9 protein-coding genes and 1 pseudogene are annotated in these 15,839 nt (G+C 70.7%); 9 read left to right on the top strand and 1 reads right to left on the bottom strand.

Annotated features, from left to right (window positions below):
• Positions 1 to 145: 145 nt before the first annotated feature.
• Positions 146 to 361: pseudogene (locus E2651_RS30335) on the top strand (Rv3654c family TadE-like protein); the annotation flags it as partial.
• Positions 362 to 559: 198 nt separating this feature from the next.
• Here the strand turns inward: E2651_RS30335 and E2651_RS30330 are convergent.
• Entirely contained in the window at positions 560 to 3,013 is a 2,454-nt protein-coding gene (locus tag E2651_RS30330) for a DEAD/DEAH box helicase (RefSeq protein ID WP_135334448.1), read from the bottom strand.
• Between the two features lie 80 nt (positions 3,014 to 3,093).
• On the opposite strand from E2651_RS30330, the gene bldG reads away from it, so the two are divergent.
• From bldG to tmk, 8 genes are all read left to right on the top strand, one after another.
• Positions 3,094 to 3,435: an anti-sigma factor antagonist BldG gene (bldG, locus tag E2651_RS30325; protein WP_003975386.1), complete on the top strand. Its 342-nt coding sequence runs from the start codon at positions 3,094 to 3,096 to the stop codon at positions 3,433 to 3,435.
• 113 nt (positions 3,436 to 3,548) lie between these two features.
• Complete coding sequence (locus tag E2651_RS30320) at positions 3,549 to 3,983, top strand: ATP-binding protein (RefSeq protein WP_135334447.1); 435 nt, start codon at positions 3,549 to 3,551, stop codon at positions 3,981 to 3,983.
• A 414-nt stretch (positions 3,984 to 4,397) separates the two neighbouring features.
• Positions 4,398 to 6,806: a sodium-translocating pyrophosphatase gene (locus E2651_RS30315; protein WP_135334446.1), complete on the top strand. Its 2,409-nt coding sequence runs from the start codon at positions 4,398 to 4,400 to the stop codon at positions 6,804 to 6,806.
• Positions 6,807 to 6,998: 192 nt separating this feature from the next.
• Entirely contained in the window at positions 6,999 to 7,580 is a 582-nt protein-coding gene (locus E2651_RS30310; RefSeq protein ID WP_209446286.1) for a small secreted protein, read from the top strand.
• A gap of 235 nt (positions 7,581 to 7,815) precedes the next feature.
• Complete coding sequence (locus tag E2651_RS30305; RefSeq protein WP_135334444.1) at positions 7,816 to 9,342, top strand: class I SAM-dependent methyltransferase; 1,527 nt, start codon at positions 7,816 to 7,818, stop codon at positions 9,340 to 9,342.
• 409 nt (positions 9,343 to 9,751) lie between these two features.
• Entirely contained in the window at positions 9,752 to 9,949 is a 198-nt protein-coding gene (locus E2651_RS30300; RefSeq protein ID WP_135334443.1) for a hypothetical protein, read from the top strand.
• A 315-nt stretch (positions 9,950 to 10,264) separates the two neighbouring features.
• Positions 10,265 to 13,084: a type I DNA topoisomerase gene (topA, locus tag E2651_RS30295; protein WP_135334442.1), complete on the top strand. Its 2,820-nt coding sequence runs from the start codon at positions 10,265 to 10,267 to the stop codon at positions 13,082 to 13,084.
• 99 nt (positions 13,085 to 13,183) lie between these two features.
• Positions 13,184 to 15,839 (top strand): dTMP kinase (tmk, locus tag E2651_RS30290; RefSeq protein WP_135334441.1); only part of this gene is annotated, 2,656 nt, incomplete at its 3' end.

Here is a 15,839-nt window from a genome sequence, read left to right as displayed (position 1 = left end):
GGACGTGAGGGGCGGCGAGGTCGGCACGGGCGATTCCCGGCGGCCGTCTGTCACCGCCAGCGCCACCGCCACCGCTTCGTCGGATCGTGGCCTCGCCACCGCTTCGTCGGATCGCGGCGCCGCCACCGTCTGGGTCGTCGTCGTGATGGCCGTGTTGTGTGTGATCTGTGGCGCGGTGCTGGCGATGGGGCAGGTGATCGTCGCCCGTCATCGGGCGGGCGGCGCGGCCGACTTGGCGGCGCTGGCGGCTGCGGACCACTGGATGGAGGGGCGCTCCGGGGCGTGCGCGCGGGCCGAGCGGGTGGCCGAGGCGCAGGAGACGCGCATCGTGCGGTGCGCGGTGCACGGCGAGATCTCGGACGTCACCGCGGCGGCGGACTTCGGGCCGTTCGTGACGGAGGTGAGATCGCGGGCGGGGCCCGCGGGTCCGGTCGCACCGGCGCCGGAGGCGCCTGCCCTGGGGGTGGCCCCGGAGGCACCCGATCTGGAGTCACCCACAGCCGACGCGCCCGAGCCCGATCCGGGCGCGAACCTCGCGCCGCCGCGCGCGACCCAGCTGTCAGGCAGTCGGCGCGTCCCTGAGGAGGACCGAGAGGAGGCGGACCGCGCCGCGCTTGTGGAGGGGGTCGTTGCCGTTGCCGCATTTGGGGGACTGGATGCAGGACGGGCAGCCGGCGTCGCACTCGCAGGAGGCGATGGCCTGCCGAGTGGCCGTCAGCCATTCGCGGGCCGTGTGGAAGGCCCGCTCGGCGAAGCCCGCGCCGCCGGGATGGCCGTCGTACACGAAGACGGTCGGCAGGAGCGTGTCCGGGTGCAGCGGCACGGAGACACCGCCGATGTCCCAGCGGTCGCACGTCGCGAAGAGCGGCAGCATGCCGATGGAGGCGTGCTCGGCGGCGTGCAGGGCGCCGCCGAGGATCTCCGGATTGATCCGGGCGGCGTCCAGCTGGTCCTCGGTGACCGTCCACCACACGGCCTTGGTGCGCAGGGTGCGGGGCGGCAGGTCCAGCTTGGTCTCGCCGAGGACTTCGCCGGTGATCAGCTTGCGGCGCAGGAAGGAGACGACCTGGTTGGTGACCTCGACGGAGCCGTAGCAGAGCCTTCCCGGGCCCCAGGGGATCTCGGTGTCCGTCTCCAGGATGGAGATGGCGGTGGTGTCGCGGGCGGTCGTGGAGTAGGGCGGTTCGGCCTGCTCGACCAGGGCCACCGAGTCCTCCAGATCGAGGTGGCGCACGAGATACGTACGCCCTTGATGGAGGTGGACCGCGCCCTCGTGCACGGCGGTGTGCGCGGCGGAGGCGTCGACGGTGCCGAGGAGTCGGCCGGTGCCCTCCTCGACGATCTGGACGGGGCTGCCGCCCCCGCCGCGGATGTCGGTGAGGTCGGCGGCCCGCTCCCGGCGGGTCCAGTGCCAGGCCTTGGTGCGGCGGCGCAGCAGCTTCGCGGCCTCCAATTGCGGGAGGAGCTCCGCGGCGGCCGGGCCGAAGAGGGCCAAGTCGTCGTCGGTGAGCGGCAGTTCCGCGGCCGCCGCGCAGAGGTGGGGCGCAAGGACGTACGGATTGTCGGGGTCGAGGACCGTGGACTCCACGGGCTGCTGGAACAGCGCCTCGGGGTGGTGGACGAGATACGTGTCCAGCGGGTCGTCGCGGGCGACGAGGACGGCGAGCGCGCCCTGCCCGGAGCGCCCCGCGCGGCCCGCCTGCTGCCAGAGCGAGGCGCGCGTCCCCGGATAGCCGGCGATGACGACGGCGTCCAACCCCGATACGTCCACGCCGAGTTCGAGGGCGGTGGTGGCCGCGAGGCCGAGGAGCTCGCCGGAGTGCAGGGCGCGCTCCAGGGCCCGGCGCTCCTCGGGGAGATAGCCGCCCCGGTAGGCGGCGACGCGGCGGGCGAGCGAGCGGTCGACCTCGGCGAGGCGCTCCTGGGCGATGACGGAGATCAGTTCGGCGCCGCGACGGGAGCGTACGAAGGCGACCGAGCGGACGCCCTGGACGGTGAGGTCGGTCAGCAGGTCGGCGGTCTCGGCGGTGGCGGTGCGGCGGACGGGGGCGCCCTTCTCGCCGTGGAGCTCGGTGAGCGGGGGTTCCCAGAGGGCGAAGACGAGATCGCCGCGGGGCGAGGCGTCGTCGGCGACCTCCTTCACGGGCAGTCCCGTGAGGCGCTCGGCGGCGACGGCGGGCTCGGCCGAGGTGGCGGAGGCGAGGAGGAAGACGGGATCGGATCCGTAGCGGGCACAGAGCCGGCGGAGGCGGCGCAGGACCTGGGCGACGTGCGAGCCGAAGACGCCGCGGTAGGTGTGGCACTCGTCGATCACGACATAGCGCAGGGCGCGGAGGAAGGCGGACCAGCGGGGGTGGGACGGGAGTATCCCGCGGTGCAGCATGTCGGGGTTGGTCAGGACGTAGTTGGCGTACTGACGTACCCATTCGCGTTCTTCGACGGGGGTGTCGCCGTCGTAGACCGCGGGGCGGATCGCGTTGCCGAGGGGCGACGCGAGCTCGCGGACGGCGCGGCGCTGGTCGGCGGCCAGGGCCTTGGTCGGGGCCAGGTACAGGGCGGTCGAGCCGCGGCCGTTGGGGGCCTCGGAGCCGTCGAGCAGCGCCGAGAGGACGGGGGCGAGATAGGCCAGTGACTTTCCCGACGCGGTGCCGGTGGCGACGATGACCGACTCGCCGTCCAGGGCGTGCTCGGCGGCTTGTGCCTGGTGGGCCCAGGGGTGCTCGATGCCCGCGGCCTGTACCGCGGAGATGACCTCGGGACGGATGCGATCGGGCCAGACGGCATAGCGGGGCTCGCGCGGGGGCAAGTGCTCCGTATGAGTGACGCGCGAAGCACGGCTCGGTCCCGCGGTGAGCCGGTCCAGGACCGTCCGTGGAGACGTGCGTTCCGGGGCGCCCGTGGAGGGTTCTCCGGGAGGGGAAAAGTTGGCCATCGGCACCGAGTCTGTCACTGGCGGGATGGACAATGGTCCCAAGGCGTCGTGCACGCCTGCCGGTAAGTGATTGAATGCCATCGCGGCTGGCGATCCGTCCTGGGGGCTCTGCCGAGGTGTCCCGAGGGATGACCGCTCGATAGCAAGGTGCTGGAGGATCCGTGGACCTGTCCCTGTCGACCCGTACCGTCGGCGATCGTACGGTCGTCGAGGTCGGTGGCGAAATCGATGTGTATACCGCGCCCAAGCTGCGCGAGCAGCTGGTCGAGCTGGTGAACGACGGCAGTTTCCATCTGGTCGTCGACATGGAGGGCGTGGACTTCCTCGACTCCACCGGGCTCGGCGTGCTGGTCGGCGGCCTGAAGCGGGTGCGTGCCCATGAGGGCTCGCTGCGCCTGGTCTGCAACCAGGAGCGCATTCTGAAGATCTTCCGCATCACCGGCCTGACCAAGGTGTTCCCCATTCACACCTCGGTCGAGGAAGCGGTTGCGGCCACCGACTGAGTGTCGGATGTCCCGGGCCGGCCGACGGTCGGCCCCGGGGTGGCAGTACAAGCAGGGGACCGGGCCCTCGGCCCGGCCCTCTGACCGCACGCGCGTACCTCCGAGGGGGATGCATGGCCACCGTTGAACTCCGCTTCAGCGCGCTGCCCGAGCACGTCAGGACCGCCCGCCTCGTGGCGGCGGCGGTCGCGCGCAGGGCCGGGGTGGACGAGGCGGTCCTCGACGAGGTCAGGCTCGCCGTCGGCGAGGCCTGCACGCGTGCCGTCGGCCTCCATCAGAGCAACGGCGTCTCGGCGCCGGTGCGGGTCGCGCTGATCGAGGACGAGAAGCAGTTCTCCATCGAGGTCGGCGACGAAGCCCCCCGTTCGGCACCCGGTGACCGGGTGCCCGGCTCGGGCGGCGAATCCGACGAGCTCGAGGCCGAGGGCGAGGACGAGATGGGTCTCGCCGTCATCAGCGGGCTCGTGGACGACGTGGAGGTCACCGCGGGCGAATCCGGCGGACTCATCCGGATGACCTGGCCCACGACTCCGGCGACACTGCGCTGACACCGCGCGCGGCCGACGCCGCGCTGCGGGGCGCCGTAGCGCCCCAAGGTCTTGCTGCCGACACGGCGAGCAGGACCTTTCTTTTTTGGGAATCTTCCTGATCGCCGCACTGATCGCCGCACTGATCGCCGAGCTGATCTGCGCCCCGGTCTCCGCCCGATCAATACTTTGATCATTTCTCCGGGCGATTGCCGCGGTCATTTGCCGCGGGCTTTGCGCTGAATGGCGTACCGATCAAGCGACCCCCGTCAACGGTTTTGGGGCATTACCGCTTTCGGGGGCAATCCTCGGTCGCGATCATTTGCTGGGAAGCAATCTTGCGCCAATTCCGTTTGTGGCGCTCTGTTTTGATCAGGTTCCGCTCCCTACAATCCGTCCACATCTTGAGCTCAGCCCAAGCGTCAAGGAGGACGAATGGCGGGGCTTTCTACCCCTCATGAGTTTGACCACCCATCCACCCTCGCAGCCGCAGTACTGACCGACGACAACCGCCTCATCGTGATGGTCATCGCGGCCGTCGCGATCGCGGCTCTCGTGGTCGCCTGGGTACTCGTACGCCAGGTGCTCGCGGCCGACGAGGGCACCGACAGCATGAAGAAGATCGCGAAGGCGATCCAGGAGGGCGCCAATGCCTATCTGGGCCGGCAGTTGCGCACGCTCGGCGTATTCGCCGTCGTCGTGTTCTTCCTGCTCATGCTGCTGCCCGCGGACGACTGGAATCAGCGCGCCGGCCGATCGATCTTCTTCTTGATCGGTGCGGCGTTCTCGGCGACCACCGGCTATATCGGCATGTGGCTCGCCGTACGCAGCAATGTTCGTGTGGCGGCCGCCGCCCGAGAGGCCACCCCAGCGGAAGGTGAACCCGAAAAGGATCTCACCGCCGTATCGCACAAGGCCATGAAGATCGCTTTCCGCACGGGCGGCGTAGTCGGCATGTTCACGGTGGGGCTCGGTCTTCTGGGCGCCTCCTGTGTGGTGCTCGTCTACGCCGCCGACGCGCCGAAGGTCCTCGAAGGCTTCGGCCTCGGGGCGGCGCTGATCGCGATGTTCATGCGTGTCGGCGGCGGCATCTTCACCAAGGCCGCCGACGTCGGCGCCGACCTGGTCGGCAAGGTCGAGCAGGGCATTCCGGAGGACGACCCGAGGAATGCCGCGACCATCGCCGACAACGTGGGCGACAACGTCGGCGACTGTGCGGGCATGGCCGCCGACCTCTTCGAGTCGTACGCCGTGACCCTGGTCGCCGCGCTGATCCTCGGGAAGGTCGCGTTCGGTGACTCCGGACTCGCGTTCCCGCTGATCGTCCCGGCGATCGGTGTCGTGACCGCGATGATCGGGATCTTCGCCGTGGCGCCACGGCGCTCCGACCGGAGCGGCATGACCGCCATCAACCGCGGATTCTTCATCTCCGCGATCATCTCGCTGGTGCTCGTCGCGGTGGCGGTCTTCGTCTATCTCCCGTCCTCGTACGCGGATCTGGACGGAGTCACGGACGCGGCGATCAAGGGACACGACGGTGATCCGCGGATCCTCGCGGTCGTCGCCGTCGCGATCGGCATCGTCCTGGCCGCGCTGATCCAGCAGCTCACCGGCTACTTCACGGAAACCACCCGGCGTCCGGTGAAGGACATCGGCAAGACCTCGCTCACCGGTCCTGCCACCGTCGTCCTGGCCGGCATCTCGCTCGGGCTCGAATCGGCCGTCTACACCGCGCTGTTGATCGGGCTCGGTGTGTACGGGGCGTTCCTGCTCGGCGGTACGTCGATCATGCTCGCCCTCTTCGCGGTGGCGCTCGCCGGTACGGGGCTGCTGACCACCGTCGGCGTCATCGTCGCCATGGACACCTTCGGGCCCGTCTCCGACAACGCGCAGGGCATCGCCGAGATGTCCGGTGACGTCGAGGGCGCGGGCGCGCAGGTGCTCACCGACCTGGACGCCGTCGGCAACACAACGAAGGCCATCACCAAGGGCATCGCCATCGCCACGGCCGTTCTCGCGGCCGCGGCGCTCTTCGGGTCGTACCGCGACGCCATCGCGGAATCGGCCAAGGACGTCGGCGAGAAACTCGGCGACGGCGCTCCGATGAACCTGGTGATGGACATCTCGCAGCCCAACAACCTGGTCGGCCTGATCCTCGGCGCCGCGGTCGTCTTCCTCTTCTCGGGGCTTGCGATCAACGCGGTGTCGCGGTCGGCCGGAGCGGTGGTCTACGAGGTGCGGCGGCAGTTCCGCGAGCACCCCGGGATCATGGACTACAGCGAGGAACCGGAGTACGGGCGCGTCGTCGACATCTGCACCAAGGACGCGCTGCGCGAGCTGGCCACGCCGGGTCTGCTCGCCGTGCTCACGCCGATCGCGGTCGGCTTCTCGCTCGGCGTCGGCGCGCTCGGCTCGTTCCTGGCCGGCGCGATCGGCACGGGCACCCTGATGGCTGTCTTCCTCGCCAACTCCGGTGGCGCGTGGGACAACGCGAAGAAGCTCGTCGAGGACGGTCACCACGGCGGCAAGGGCAGTGAGGCCCATGCCGCGACGGTGATCGGTGACACCGTGGGTGACCCGTTCAAGGACACCGCGGGCCCGGCGATCAACCCCTTGCTGAAGGTGATGAACCTGGTGGCGCTGCTCATCGCGCCCGCGGTCGTCCAGTTCAGTTACGGGGACGACGCCAGCGCCGGGTTGCGGGCACTGATCGCGGTGCTCGCCATCCTGGTCATCATCGGCGCGGTGTACATCTCCAAGCGCCGCGGCATCGCCGTGGGCGACGAGGAGGACGGAGGCGAGGAGCGGGTGGCCAATTCGGTCGACCCCGCCGTGGTTTCGTAACACCGGGTCAGACTCTGCCCAACACGCGGGCGGACGGCGCGTTTTGACGCGGCGTCCGCCCGTTGTGTGTGTTGTGTGGTGAGCCTTCTCTCGCCTTGCTGGTGTGGTGCAAATGGCTTTAATAGCGGGCGTAACGGACCTCTGGCATGCGGTTGTAGCCCAGTTGGCGTGTAAGTTCCGGGGCCGAGAGCCATGGAAGGGACCAATCCGGTGAACAAGAAGCTTGCTGCCGCACTGTCCGGCGGTGCGGTACTGGTACTGGCGCTGTCGGGCTGCAGCGACGACGGGAACGAGCAGCTGGACGCCTGGGCCAAGGACGTCTGCGACTCGGTGCAGCCCCAGTCGAAGAAGATCGCTGACGCCAATGCCGCGATCCAGAAGGAGACCTCGGACAACAGCTCGCCGGAGGACGTCCAGAAGACCGACTCCAAGGCGTTCCAGGACATGTCCGACGCCTACAAGGCGATGGGCACCGCGGTGAAGGACGCGGGTGCCCCGCCGGTAGACGGCGGCCAGAAAAAGACTGATGACGCGGTCAAGGAACTGAACGCGATCTCCAAGTCGTACGGCGACCTGAAGAAGAAGGTCGACGAGCTCGACACCAAGAACCAGGCGGACTTCGCGGACGGGCTCAAGAGTGTCGCGGGTGAGTTGGACAAGTTGAGCAAGAGCGGGAACGAGGCGTTGGAGAAGCTGCAGGAGGGTGAGGTGGGGAAGGCGATGAGCAAGCAGGAGAGCTGCAAGAGCGCGTCCGCTTCGCCTGCCGCGTCCTAGGGTTGCCCCCTCTTGCTGTGCTGCCCCGGAGCTGGGGGACTACCCCCGGCGTCGGGGCAGCGTCGCGTTTGGCGGCACCCGGCAACTGTGGGCTGTGCCCACCCGTTCCGCTGTGCGGAACGCCTGCCCACAGCGGGGGCGGCCAGGGTGGGATTCCCGTACGGAACGCCTGCCCACAGCCTGGGCCGCCGACTGCGCACAGCGGGGACGGGCTGATGCGGGTCACAATGAGGGGGTGAGTATTGCTAGCGCCCCCCTGCCCTCGTCCGACCGTCTCGATGTTGCCGCCCAGTTGCGGGAAGCCCTGTTGGCGGTCGACTTCACCGCTGATGGGCTGCTCGAGCTGTTGGGGGCGCCCGCCTATGCCGCGCTCGCGCGCAGCGAGACCGTGCCCGCGCTGCGGGCCACGCGGGGCGACGGGGCGCTGGAGACGCTCGTACGGCTCTTCCTGTTGCAGCGGACCGTGCCGCACGCGCGCGTGGAGGCGGTTTTGCCGGTCGACGCTCTCCTGGAGAGCGGTTGGCTCGCCGAGGCGGACGGTGGACTCGCGGCGACCGTGGACGTGCGGCCCTACGGCGGTCCTGACGGCGAGGACTGGTTCATCGTCTCGGACCTCGGGTGCGCGGTCGGCGGTGCCGGCGGCATCGGCAGCCATGACGAGGGCGTCGTGCTCGGCGTCGGCGGGGCGTCCACCACGCTCGCGGGGCTCACGGTGCGTACGCCGGTGGAGAGCGCGCTCGACCTCGGCACCGGCTCCGGGATCCAGGCGCTGCACGCCGCGCAGCACGCGACGCGGGTGACCGCGACGGACCTCAACCCCCGGGCGCTGCACATCACCCGGCTCACCCTCGCGCTGTCCGGAGCCTCCGTGGCCACCGTGCTCGAGGGCTCGCTCTTCGAGCCGGTGGGCGAGGAGACGTACGACCTCATCGTGTCCAATCCGCCGTTCGTGATCTCGCCGGGGGCGCGGCTCACCTACCGCGACGGCGGGATGAGCGGGGACGATCTGTGCCGGTCGCTCGTTCAGCAAGCAGGGGAAAGACTGAACGAAGGGGGGTACGCGCACTTCCTGGCCAACTGGCAGCACGTGGACGGCGAGGAGTGGACCGAGCGGCTCCGCTCCTGGGTGCCGCGCGGGTGCGACGCGTGGATCGTGCAGCGCGAGGTGCAGGACATCACGCAGTACGCCGAGCTGTGGCTGCGGGACGCGGGGGATCACCGGACGGATCCGGAGGAGTACGCGGCGCGGTACGACGCGTGGCTCGACGAGTTCGACGCCCGCAAGACGCGGGCGGTCGGGTTCGGCTGGATCACCCTGCGCAAGGCTGCTGCCGGATCGGGCGCCGCCGAGCCGTCGGTGACGGTGGAGGAGTGGCCGCACCCTGTCGAGCAGCCGCTCGGTGAGACGGTGCGGGCGCACTTCGCGCGGCAGGACTTCCTGCGGGCGCACGACGACGCAGCGCTGCTCGCCGGGCACTTCAAGCTCGCCGACGAGGTCGTGCAGGAGCAGGTCGGGCTTCCGGGCGCCGAGGACCCGGAGCACGTCGTGCTGCGCCAGCACCGCGGGATGCGGCGTGCCACCAAGGTGGACACGGTGGGGGCGGGCTTCGCCGGGGTGTGCGACGGCTCGCTGAGCGCCGGGCGGATCCTCGACGCGATCGCCCAACTGGTCGGGGAGGACCCCGTATTGCTGCGGGACCGCACGCCCGCGCAGATCCGGCTGCTGGTGGAGCAGGGCTTCCTGGAGCCGGCCGGGGCGTAGCACGCACGCCAGGCGTCCAGCCGCGTAGCCGCCCGCGGGCGATGCCGGTACGGCAGGTCCCGTACGCGACCGCGCCCGCACTGGGCCATCGGGTCGGTTCGCACGCCGAAGAGCGCCGGAAAAGAGGGACCGCGTCGGGTCGGTGCGGGTGTCGGAGGGTGCCCGCCGCACAGTGGTCCACAAGAAGGTGCGTACGGCGCGAACAGGCTCCGTGGCGACGAGTTCCGGTCGAGTTGGGCGCCGTCGGGTCTGCTGTCGGGTCTGCCGTCGGGTCCCGAAGGCGTGTACGGGGCGGTGTGCGCCGGCGGTGACGCGCGCCGGGCGCCCGCCGTTAACCCGGGGTTCGCGCCCCGGCTTCCCGGGCGTGCCAGTTTCCCAAGCCGGGAAGTCGGTACGGGGAGGAAATGCCATGGAGAGTGGGCCAGCGATCTTCGCGGGCACGGTGTTCGCGCTGTTCGGAGCCGGGCTGCTGCTCTGGACCGGGGCACGCGTGGCACACCGCGCACCCGTCGCCCACGGTGTGAACCCTGTCGCATCGGCGACGCTCGCCGCGCTCGCCGGAGCGGGCGCACTGGTGCTCGGAGTGTGGTGCTTCACCCGGCTGTGAGTGTGATGCCTCACCCGGCTGTGACGGTAGGTGGCGGTAGCCGCGCGGACGAAGCCGGCGGATGTGCGGCGGGGCCGGGCCGTAGGCCCGCCGCCGGTGGTCAAAGGGCAGGTCGCCACTCCGGGCGGCAGGAATGGCGGTAGTCGGGTTACCGTTCGAGTGGCCGTTGCGGGCTTTTCCCGTTTGACACGGGGGCGGGATGTACCGTCACACTCCGCAGCGACGGCGCAACTCAAGCGCACCGAGCGAGGCCAGCCAGTACGGCCACCGAGTACTGGCACGGCCACCGAGCACCGACCGGAGAGAAGAGCGAAGTTGTCCCCGACCAGCGAGACCGCAAAGGGCGGCCGCCGACTCGTCATCGTCGAGTCGCCTGCCAAGGCGAAGACGATCAAGGGTTACCTCGGCCCCGGCTACGTAGTCGAGGCGAGCGTCGGGCACATCCGCGACCTCCCCAACGGCGCCGCGGAGGTCCCCGAGAAGTACACCGGCGAGGTGCGCCGCCTCGGCGTGGACGTCGAGCACGACTTCCAGCCGATCTATGTCGTCAACGCCGACAAGAAGGCGCAGGTCAAGAAGCTCAAGGACCTGCTGAAGGACTCCGACGAACTCTTCCTCGCCACCGATGAGGACCGCGAGGGCGAAGCCATCGCGTGGCACCTCCTCGAGGTCCTGAAGCCCAAGGTCCCGGTCAAGCGCATGGTGTTCCACGAGATCACCAAGGCCGCGATCCAGGAGGCCGTCGCCTCCCCCCGCGACCTCAACAAGCGCATGGTCGACGCCCAGGAGACCCGCCGCATCCTCGACCGTCTCTACGGCTACGAGGTCTCGCCGGTCCTGTGGAAGAAGGTCATGCCGCGCCTGTCGGCCGGCCGTGTCCAGTCCGTGGCGACCCGCCTCGTCGTCGAGCGTGAGCGCGAGCGCATCGCCTTCCGCTCCGCCGAGTACTGGGACCTGACGGGTACGTTCGGCACGGGCCGCACCGGTGACGCTTCCGACCCCTCGCAGCTGGTCGCCCGTCTCACCACGGTCGACGGCAAGCGCATCGCGCAGGGCCGCGACTTCAACTCGGTCGGACAGCTCAAGTCCGACACGCTGCAGCTGGACGAGACGAACGCCCGCGCGCTCGCCGCGGCCCTGGAGAACACCCGGTTCTCGGTCCGCTCCGTCGAGTCCAAGCCGTACCGCCGCTCTCCGTACGCGCCGTTCCGTACGACGACGATGCAGCAGGAGGCCTCGCGCAAGCTCGGCTTCGGCGCGAAGGCGACCATGCAGGTGGCCCAGAAGCTGTACGAGAACGGCTTCATCACCTACATGCGTACGGACTCCACGACGCTGTCCGACACCGCGATCGGCGCCGCTCGCGCCCAGGTCACGCAGCTGTACGGCGCCGACTACCTGCCGGACAAGCCGCGCACGTACGCCGGGAAGGTCAAGAACGCGCAGGAGGCGCACGAGGCGATCCGCCCCTCGGGTGATCGTTTCCGCACGCCCGCCGAGACCGGCCTGACCGGCGACCAGTTCCGGCTCTACGAGCTGATCTGGAAGCGGACCGTCGCCTCCCAGATGAAGGACGCGGTCGGAAACTCCGTCACGGTGAAGATCGGCGGCACCGCCGCCGACGGCCGCGACGCCGAGTTCAGCGCGTCCGGCAAGACCATCACCTTCCACGGCTTCCTCAAGGCGTATGTCGAGGGCGCGGACGACCCGAACGCCGAGCTGGACGACCGCGAGCGCAGGCTGCCCCAGGTCAGCGAGGGCGACGCACTCTCCGCCGAGGAGATCTCGGTCGACGGCCACGCCACCAAGCCCCCGGCCCGCTACACCGAGGCGTCGCTGGTCAAGGAGCTGGAAGAGCGCGAGATCGGTCGCCCGTCGACGTACGCGTCGATCATCGGGACCATCCTCGACCGCGGCTACGTCTTCAAGAAGGGGACGGCCCTCGTGCCCTCCTTCCTGAGCTTCGCGGTCGTCAATCTGCTCGAGAAGCACTTCGGACGGCTCGTCGACTACGACTTCACGGCGCGCATGGAGGACGACCTCGACCGCATCGCGCGGGGCGAGGCGCAGGCCGTGCCGTGGCTGAAGCGTTTCTACTTCGGTGAGGGCGACGACGCGGGGGCCGCCTCCAGCGCGGGCAACGGCGACGGCGACCACCTCGGCGGGCTCAAGGAACTGGTGACCGACCTGGGCGCGATCGACGCCCGGGAGATCTCCTCCTTCCCCGTCGGCGAGGGCATCGTGCTGCGGGTCGGCCGCTACGGCCCGTACATCGAGCGCGGTGAGAAGGACGCGGAGGGCCACCAGCGCGCCGACGTGCCCGACGACCTGCCGCCGGACGAGCTGACGATCGAGTACGCCGAGGAGCTGCTCGCCAAGCCGAGCGGTGACTTCGCGCTGGGCACCGACCCCACGTCGGGCCACGAGATCGTCGCCAAGGACGGCCGTTACGGCCCCTACGTCACCGAGGTGCTCCCCGAGGGCACTCCGAAGACCGGCAAGAACGCGGTCAAGCCGCGGACGGCCTCGCTCTTCAAGTCCATGTCGCTCGACACGGTGACGCTCGAGGACGCGCTGAAGCTGATGTCCCTGCCGCGTGTGGTGGGTGTCGACGCCGAGGGCGTCGAGATCACCGCGCAGAACGGGCGCTACGGGCCGTACCTGAAGAAGGGCACGGACTCGCGCTCCCTGGAGACCGAGGAGCAGCTCTTCAACATCACGTTGGAAGAGGCGCTCGCGATCTACGCCCAGCCCAAGCAGCGCGGGCGGGCCGCGGCCAAGCCGCCGCTGAAGGAGCTCGGCGAGGACCCGGTCAGCGGGAAGCCGGTCGTCGTCAAGGACGGTCGCTTCGGGGCGTACGTCACTGATGGCGAGACGAACGCGACCCTGCGGGCCGCGGACTCGGTCGAGGACATCACTCCGGAGCGGGGCTACGAGCTCCTCGCGGAGAAGCGGGCGAAGGGGCCGGCCAAGAAGACCGCCAAGAAGGCGGCGAAGAAGGCTCCGGCCAAGAAGACGGCCGCAAAGAAGACGGCCGCCAAGAAGACAACGGCTGCCAAGAAGACGACGGCTGCGAAGAAGACCACTACGAAGAAGGTCGCCGCGAAGAAGACCGCGGCGTCCGACACCGAGTAGAGGTCGCGTCGTACGGCGCTGTGAATCTGTGAACTGAAGGGGCGCCTGTTTGTTCGGGCGCCCCTTCGGGGTGTCACACGGTGCGGATAGGCTGGACGGATGACGCGTGCCGAGCAGCCAACGGCCGGGAACCCGGCCCCCGACGACGCCCTGGTCGCAGATTCCCGAGAGCGTGCCGTCCGCGCCTTGCTGCGCGTACCGCAGCTGAAGCGGCTGTGGAGCGCACAGCTCGTCGGCGGTGTCGGCGACGCACTCGCACTCCTGGTCCTGGTGGTCCTCGCCCTGCAGGCGGCGATCTCCGAGGCGGCCTTCGGGGGTGGCTACCGAGGGGTCGCGTTCGCCGTAACCGCTGTCTTCGGGGCACGCGTTCTCGCGACGCTGCTCTTCGGAGCGGTGCTTCTCGGGCCGCTCAGCTCGCTCACCTCACCCGACGGACCGCTGGACCGGCGCTGGACGATGGTCGTGGCGGACGGTCTGCGGGCCGCGCTGCTGATCGTCGCGCCGCTGTGGATCGACTGGACTTCGGAGAACGCGCTCGCGGTGCTGCTCGTCACCGCCTTCGTGATCGGCGTCGCCGAGCGCTTCTGGACGGTGTGCCGGGAGAGCGCGGCGCCCGCGCTGCTGCCCGCGCCGCCCTTGGAGGGCGCGACGGTACGGCCGCTGCCGGACCACATGGACGCGCTGCGGCGCCTGTCGCTGCGTACGGGATTCGTGGCGCTGCCCATCGCGGCCGCCGCGCTCGTCGCCGTCACGCTGGTCGGCAACCTGATGGGTACCGGTCTCGAGTGGTTCGAGGTGCACCAGGCGGGGCTCGCCTCGTTCGTCGCCGCCGGGCTCTTCGCGGCCTCGCTGTCGATCGTCTACTTCCTCGAACTTCCCGCCACGCAGACGCCACGCGCGCGTAGCCCCCTCGAAGGGCTGCGCAGGCCGCGCACCGGCGCCGGCACCGACAAGGGCCGCACCGGCGCGATCCCGCTGCTCGTCGCCGCCTGCGCCGCGATCGCCGGGGCCATCGCGGCCTCCGTGGCGGTCGCCGTGCTGCACGCCAAGGACCTGGACGGCGGGCCCGTCACGTACGGCCTGATCGTCCTCGCGCTGACCGGCGGCACCGCCGTCGGCGTCCGTACGTCGCCGTTCGTGCTGCCCTCGCTGTCGCGCCGCAGGCTGCTCGCGCTCGCCATCGCCGTCACCGGCATCGCGCTGCTCGCCGCGGGCCTCGTGCCCGACGTGACGACCGTGCTGCTGCTCCTCGCGCTCTCCGGAGTGGCCGCGGGCATCGCCGCGCACACCGGGCACGCGCTGCTCGACCAGGAGGTCGAGGACTACCGGCGGGCCCGCACGACCGAGCACCTCCAGGCGGTCGTACGTCTCTTCGTCGCGCTCGGCGCCCTGGTGGCACCCGTGGTCGCCGCCGCGATCGGCCCGCACCGCTTCGTCAACGGCAAGTTCGTCTTCGACCACGGAGGCGCCGCCTTCACGCTGATGCTGGTGGGCGCGCTGCTCCTGCCGGTGGCCGCGCTGGTGCTCGCCAAGGTCGACGACCGGCAGGGCGTACCGCTGCGGCACGACCTGCGCGACGCGCTGCGCGGCGGCGACGACCCGCTGCAGGCGCCCGCCGCCACGGGCTTCTTCATCGCCCTGGAGGGCGGCGACGGCGCGGGCAAGTCGACGCAGGCCGAGGCGCTCGCCGAGTGGATCCGGGCCAAGGGCCACGAGGTCGTGGTGACGCGCGAGCCGGGGGCCACCCCGGTGGGTAAGCGGCTGCGGTCGATCCTCCTGGACGTGTCGTCGGCCGGTCTCTCGCACCGGGCCGAGGCGCTGCTGTACGCGGCCGACCGCGCCGAGCACGTCGACACCGTCGTACGGCCCGCCCTCGAGCGCGGCGCCGTGGTCATCTCCGACCGGTACATCGACTCGTCCGTCGCCTACCAGGGCGCGGGCCGCGATCTGTCGCCGACCGAGGTCGCCCGGATCAACCGGTGGGCGACGGGCGGACTCGTACCGCATCTGACGTGCCTGCTCGACGTGTCCCCCGAGGCGGCCCGCGAGCGGTTCACGGAGGCGCCCGACCGGCTCGAGTCGGAGCCCGCCGAGTTCCACGCGCGCGTGCGGTCCGGTTTCCTGACGCTCGCCGCGGCCGACCCGGGGCGCTACCTGGTGGTCGACGCCGCGCAGGAGCCGGAGGCGGTCACCACCGTGATCCGGCACCGGCTCGACCTCGTGCTTCCGCTCTCCGAGGCCGAGGTGAAGGCACAGGAGGAGGCCCGCAAGGCCGCCGAGGAAGAGGCGCGCCGCAAGGCCGAGGAAGAGGCCGCGCGGAAGGCCGAGGAGGAGCGGATCGAGCGCGAGCGCCAGGAGCAGCTCGCCAAGCTCCAGGCCGAGGAGGAGGAGCGCAAGCGCCGCGAGCTGGAGGAGGCGCAGCGCCTGGAGGCCGAACGGCAGGCGGAGGAGGCCAGGCAGCGCGCCGAGGAGGCGCGGCGCAGGGCCGAGGAGGAGCAGGCTCGGCTGCTGGCCGAGGAGAAGGTGCGCGCGGCCGAGGAGGCGCGGCGCCGCCGGGAGGTGGAGGAAGAGGCGCGGCTTCGGGCCGAGGCGGAGGCGCGGCGGATCGAGAAGCAGCGCAAGGCCGAGGAGGCGTTGCTGCGGGCCGAGGAGGCGCGACGTCTTGCCGCGGCGCAGGCCGAGGCGGCTTCCGCGCGGGCGGCGGCTGCTGCTGCTTCGGCTGCCGCGGCTTCGGCCCCTGCCCCCGCCGCACCCC

The sequence above is a fragment of the Streptomyces sp. MZ04 genome (assembly GCF_004684775.1).
In the GTDB taxonomy this organism is placed as follows: domain Bacteria; phylum Actinomycetota; class Actinomycetes; order Streptomycetales; family Streptomycetaceae; genus Streptomyces.
The sequence above is the reverse complement of the archived record's forward strand: the minus strand, read 5'-3'. Positions and strand labels throughout refer to the sequence as shown.

Excerpts from the sequence above, each read along its gene's own strand:
- E2651_RS30330 (WP_135334448.1), bottom strand. The coding sequence starts at position 3,013 with ATGGCATTCAATCACTTACCGGCAGGCGTGCACGACGCCTTGGGACCA.
- E2651_RS30320 (WP_135334447.1), top strand. The coding sequence starts at position 3,549 with ATGGCCACCGTTGAACTCCGCTTCAGCGCGCTGCCCGAGCACGTCAGG.
- E2651_RS30315 (WP_135334446.1), top strand. The coding sequence starts at position 4,398 with ATGGCGGGGCTTTCTACCCCTCATGAGTTTGACCACCCATCCACCCTC.
- E2651_RS30310 (WP_209446286.1), top strand. The coding sequence starts at position 6,999 with ATGGAAGGGACCAATCCGGTGAACAAGAAGCTTGCTGCCGCACTGTCC.
- E2651_RS30300 (WP_135334443.1), top strand. The coding sequence starts at position 9,752 with ATGGAGAGTGGGCCAGCGATCTTCGCGGGCACGGTGTTCGCGCTGTTC.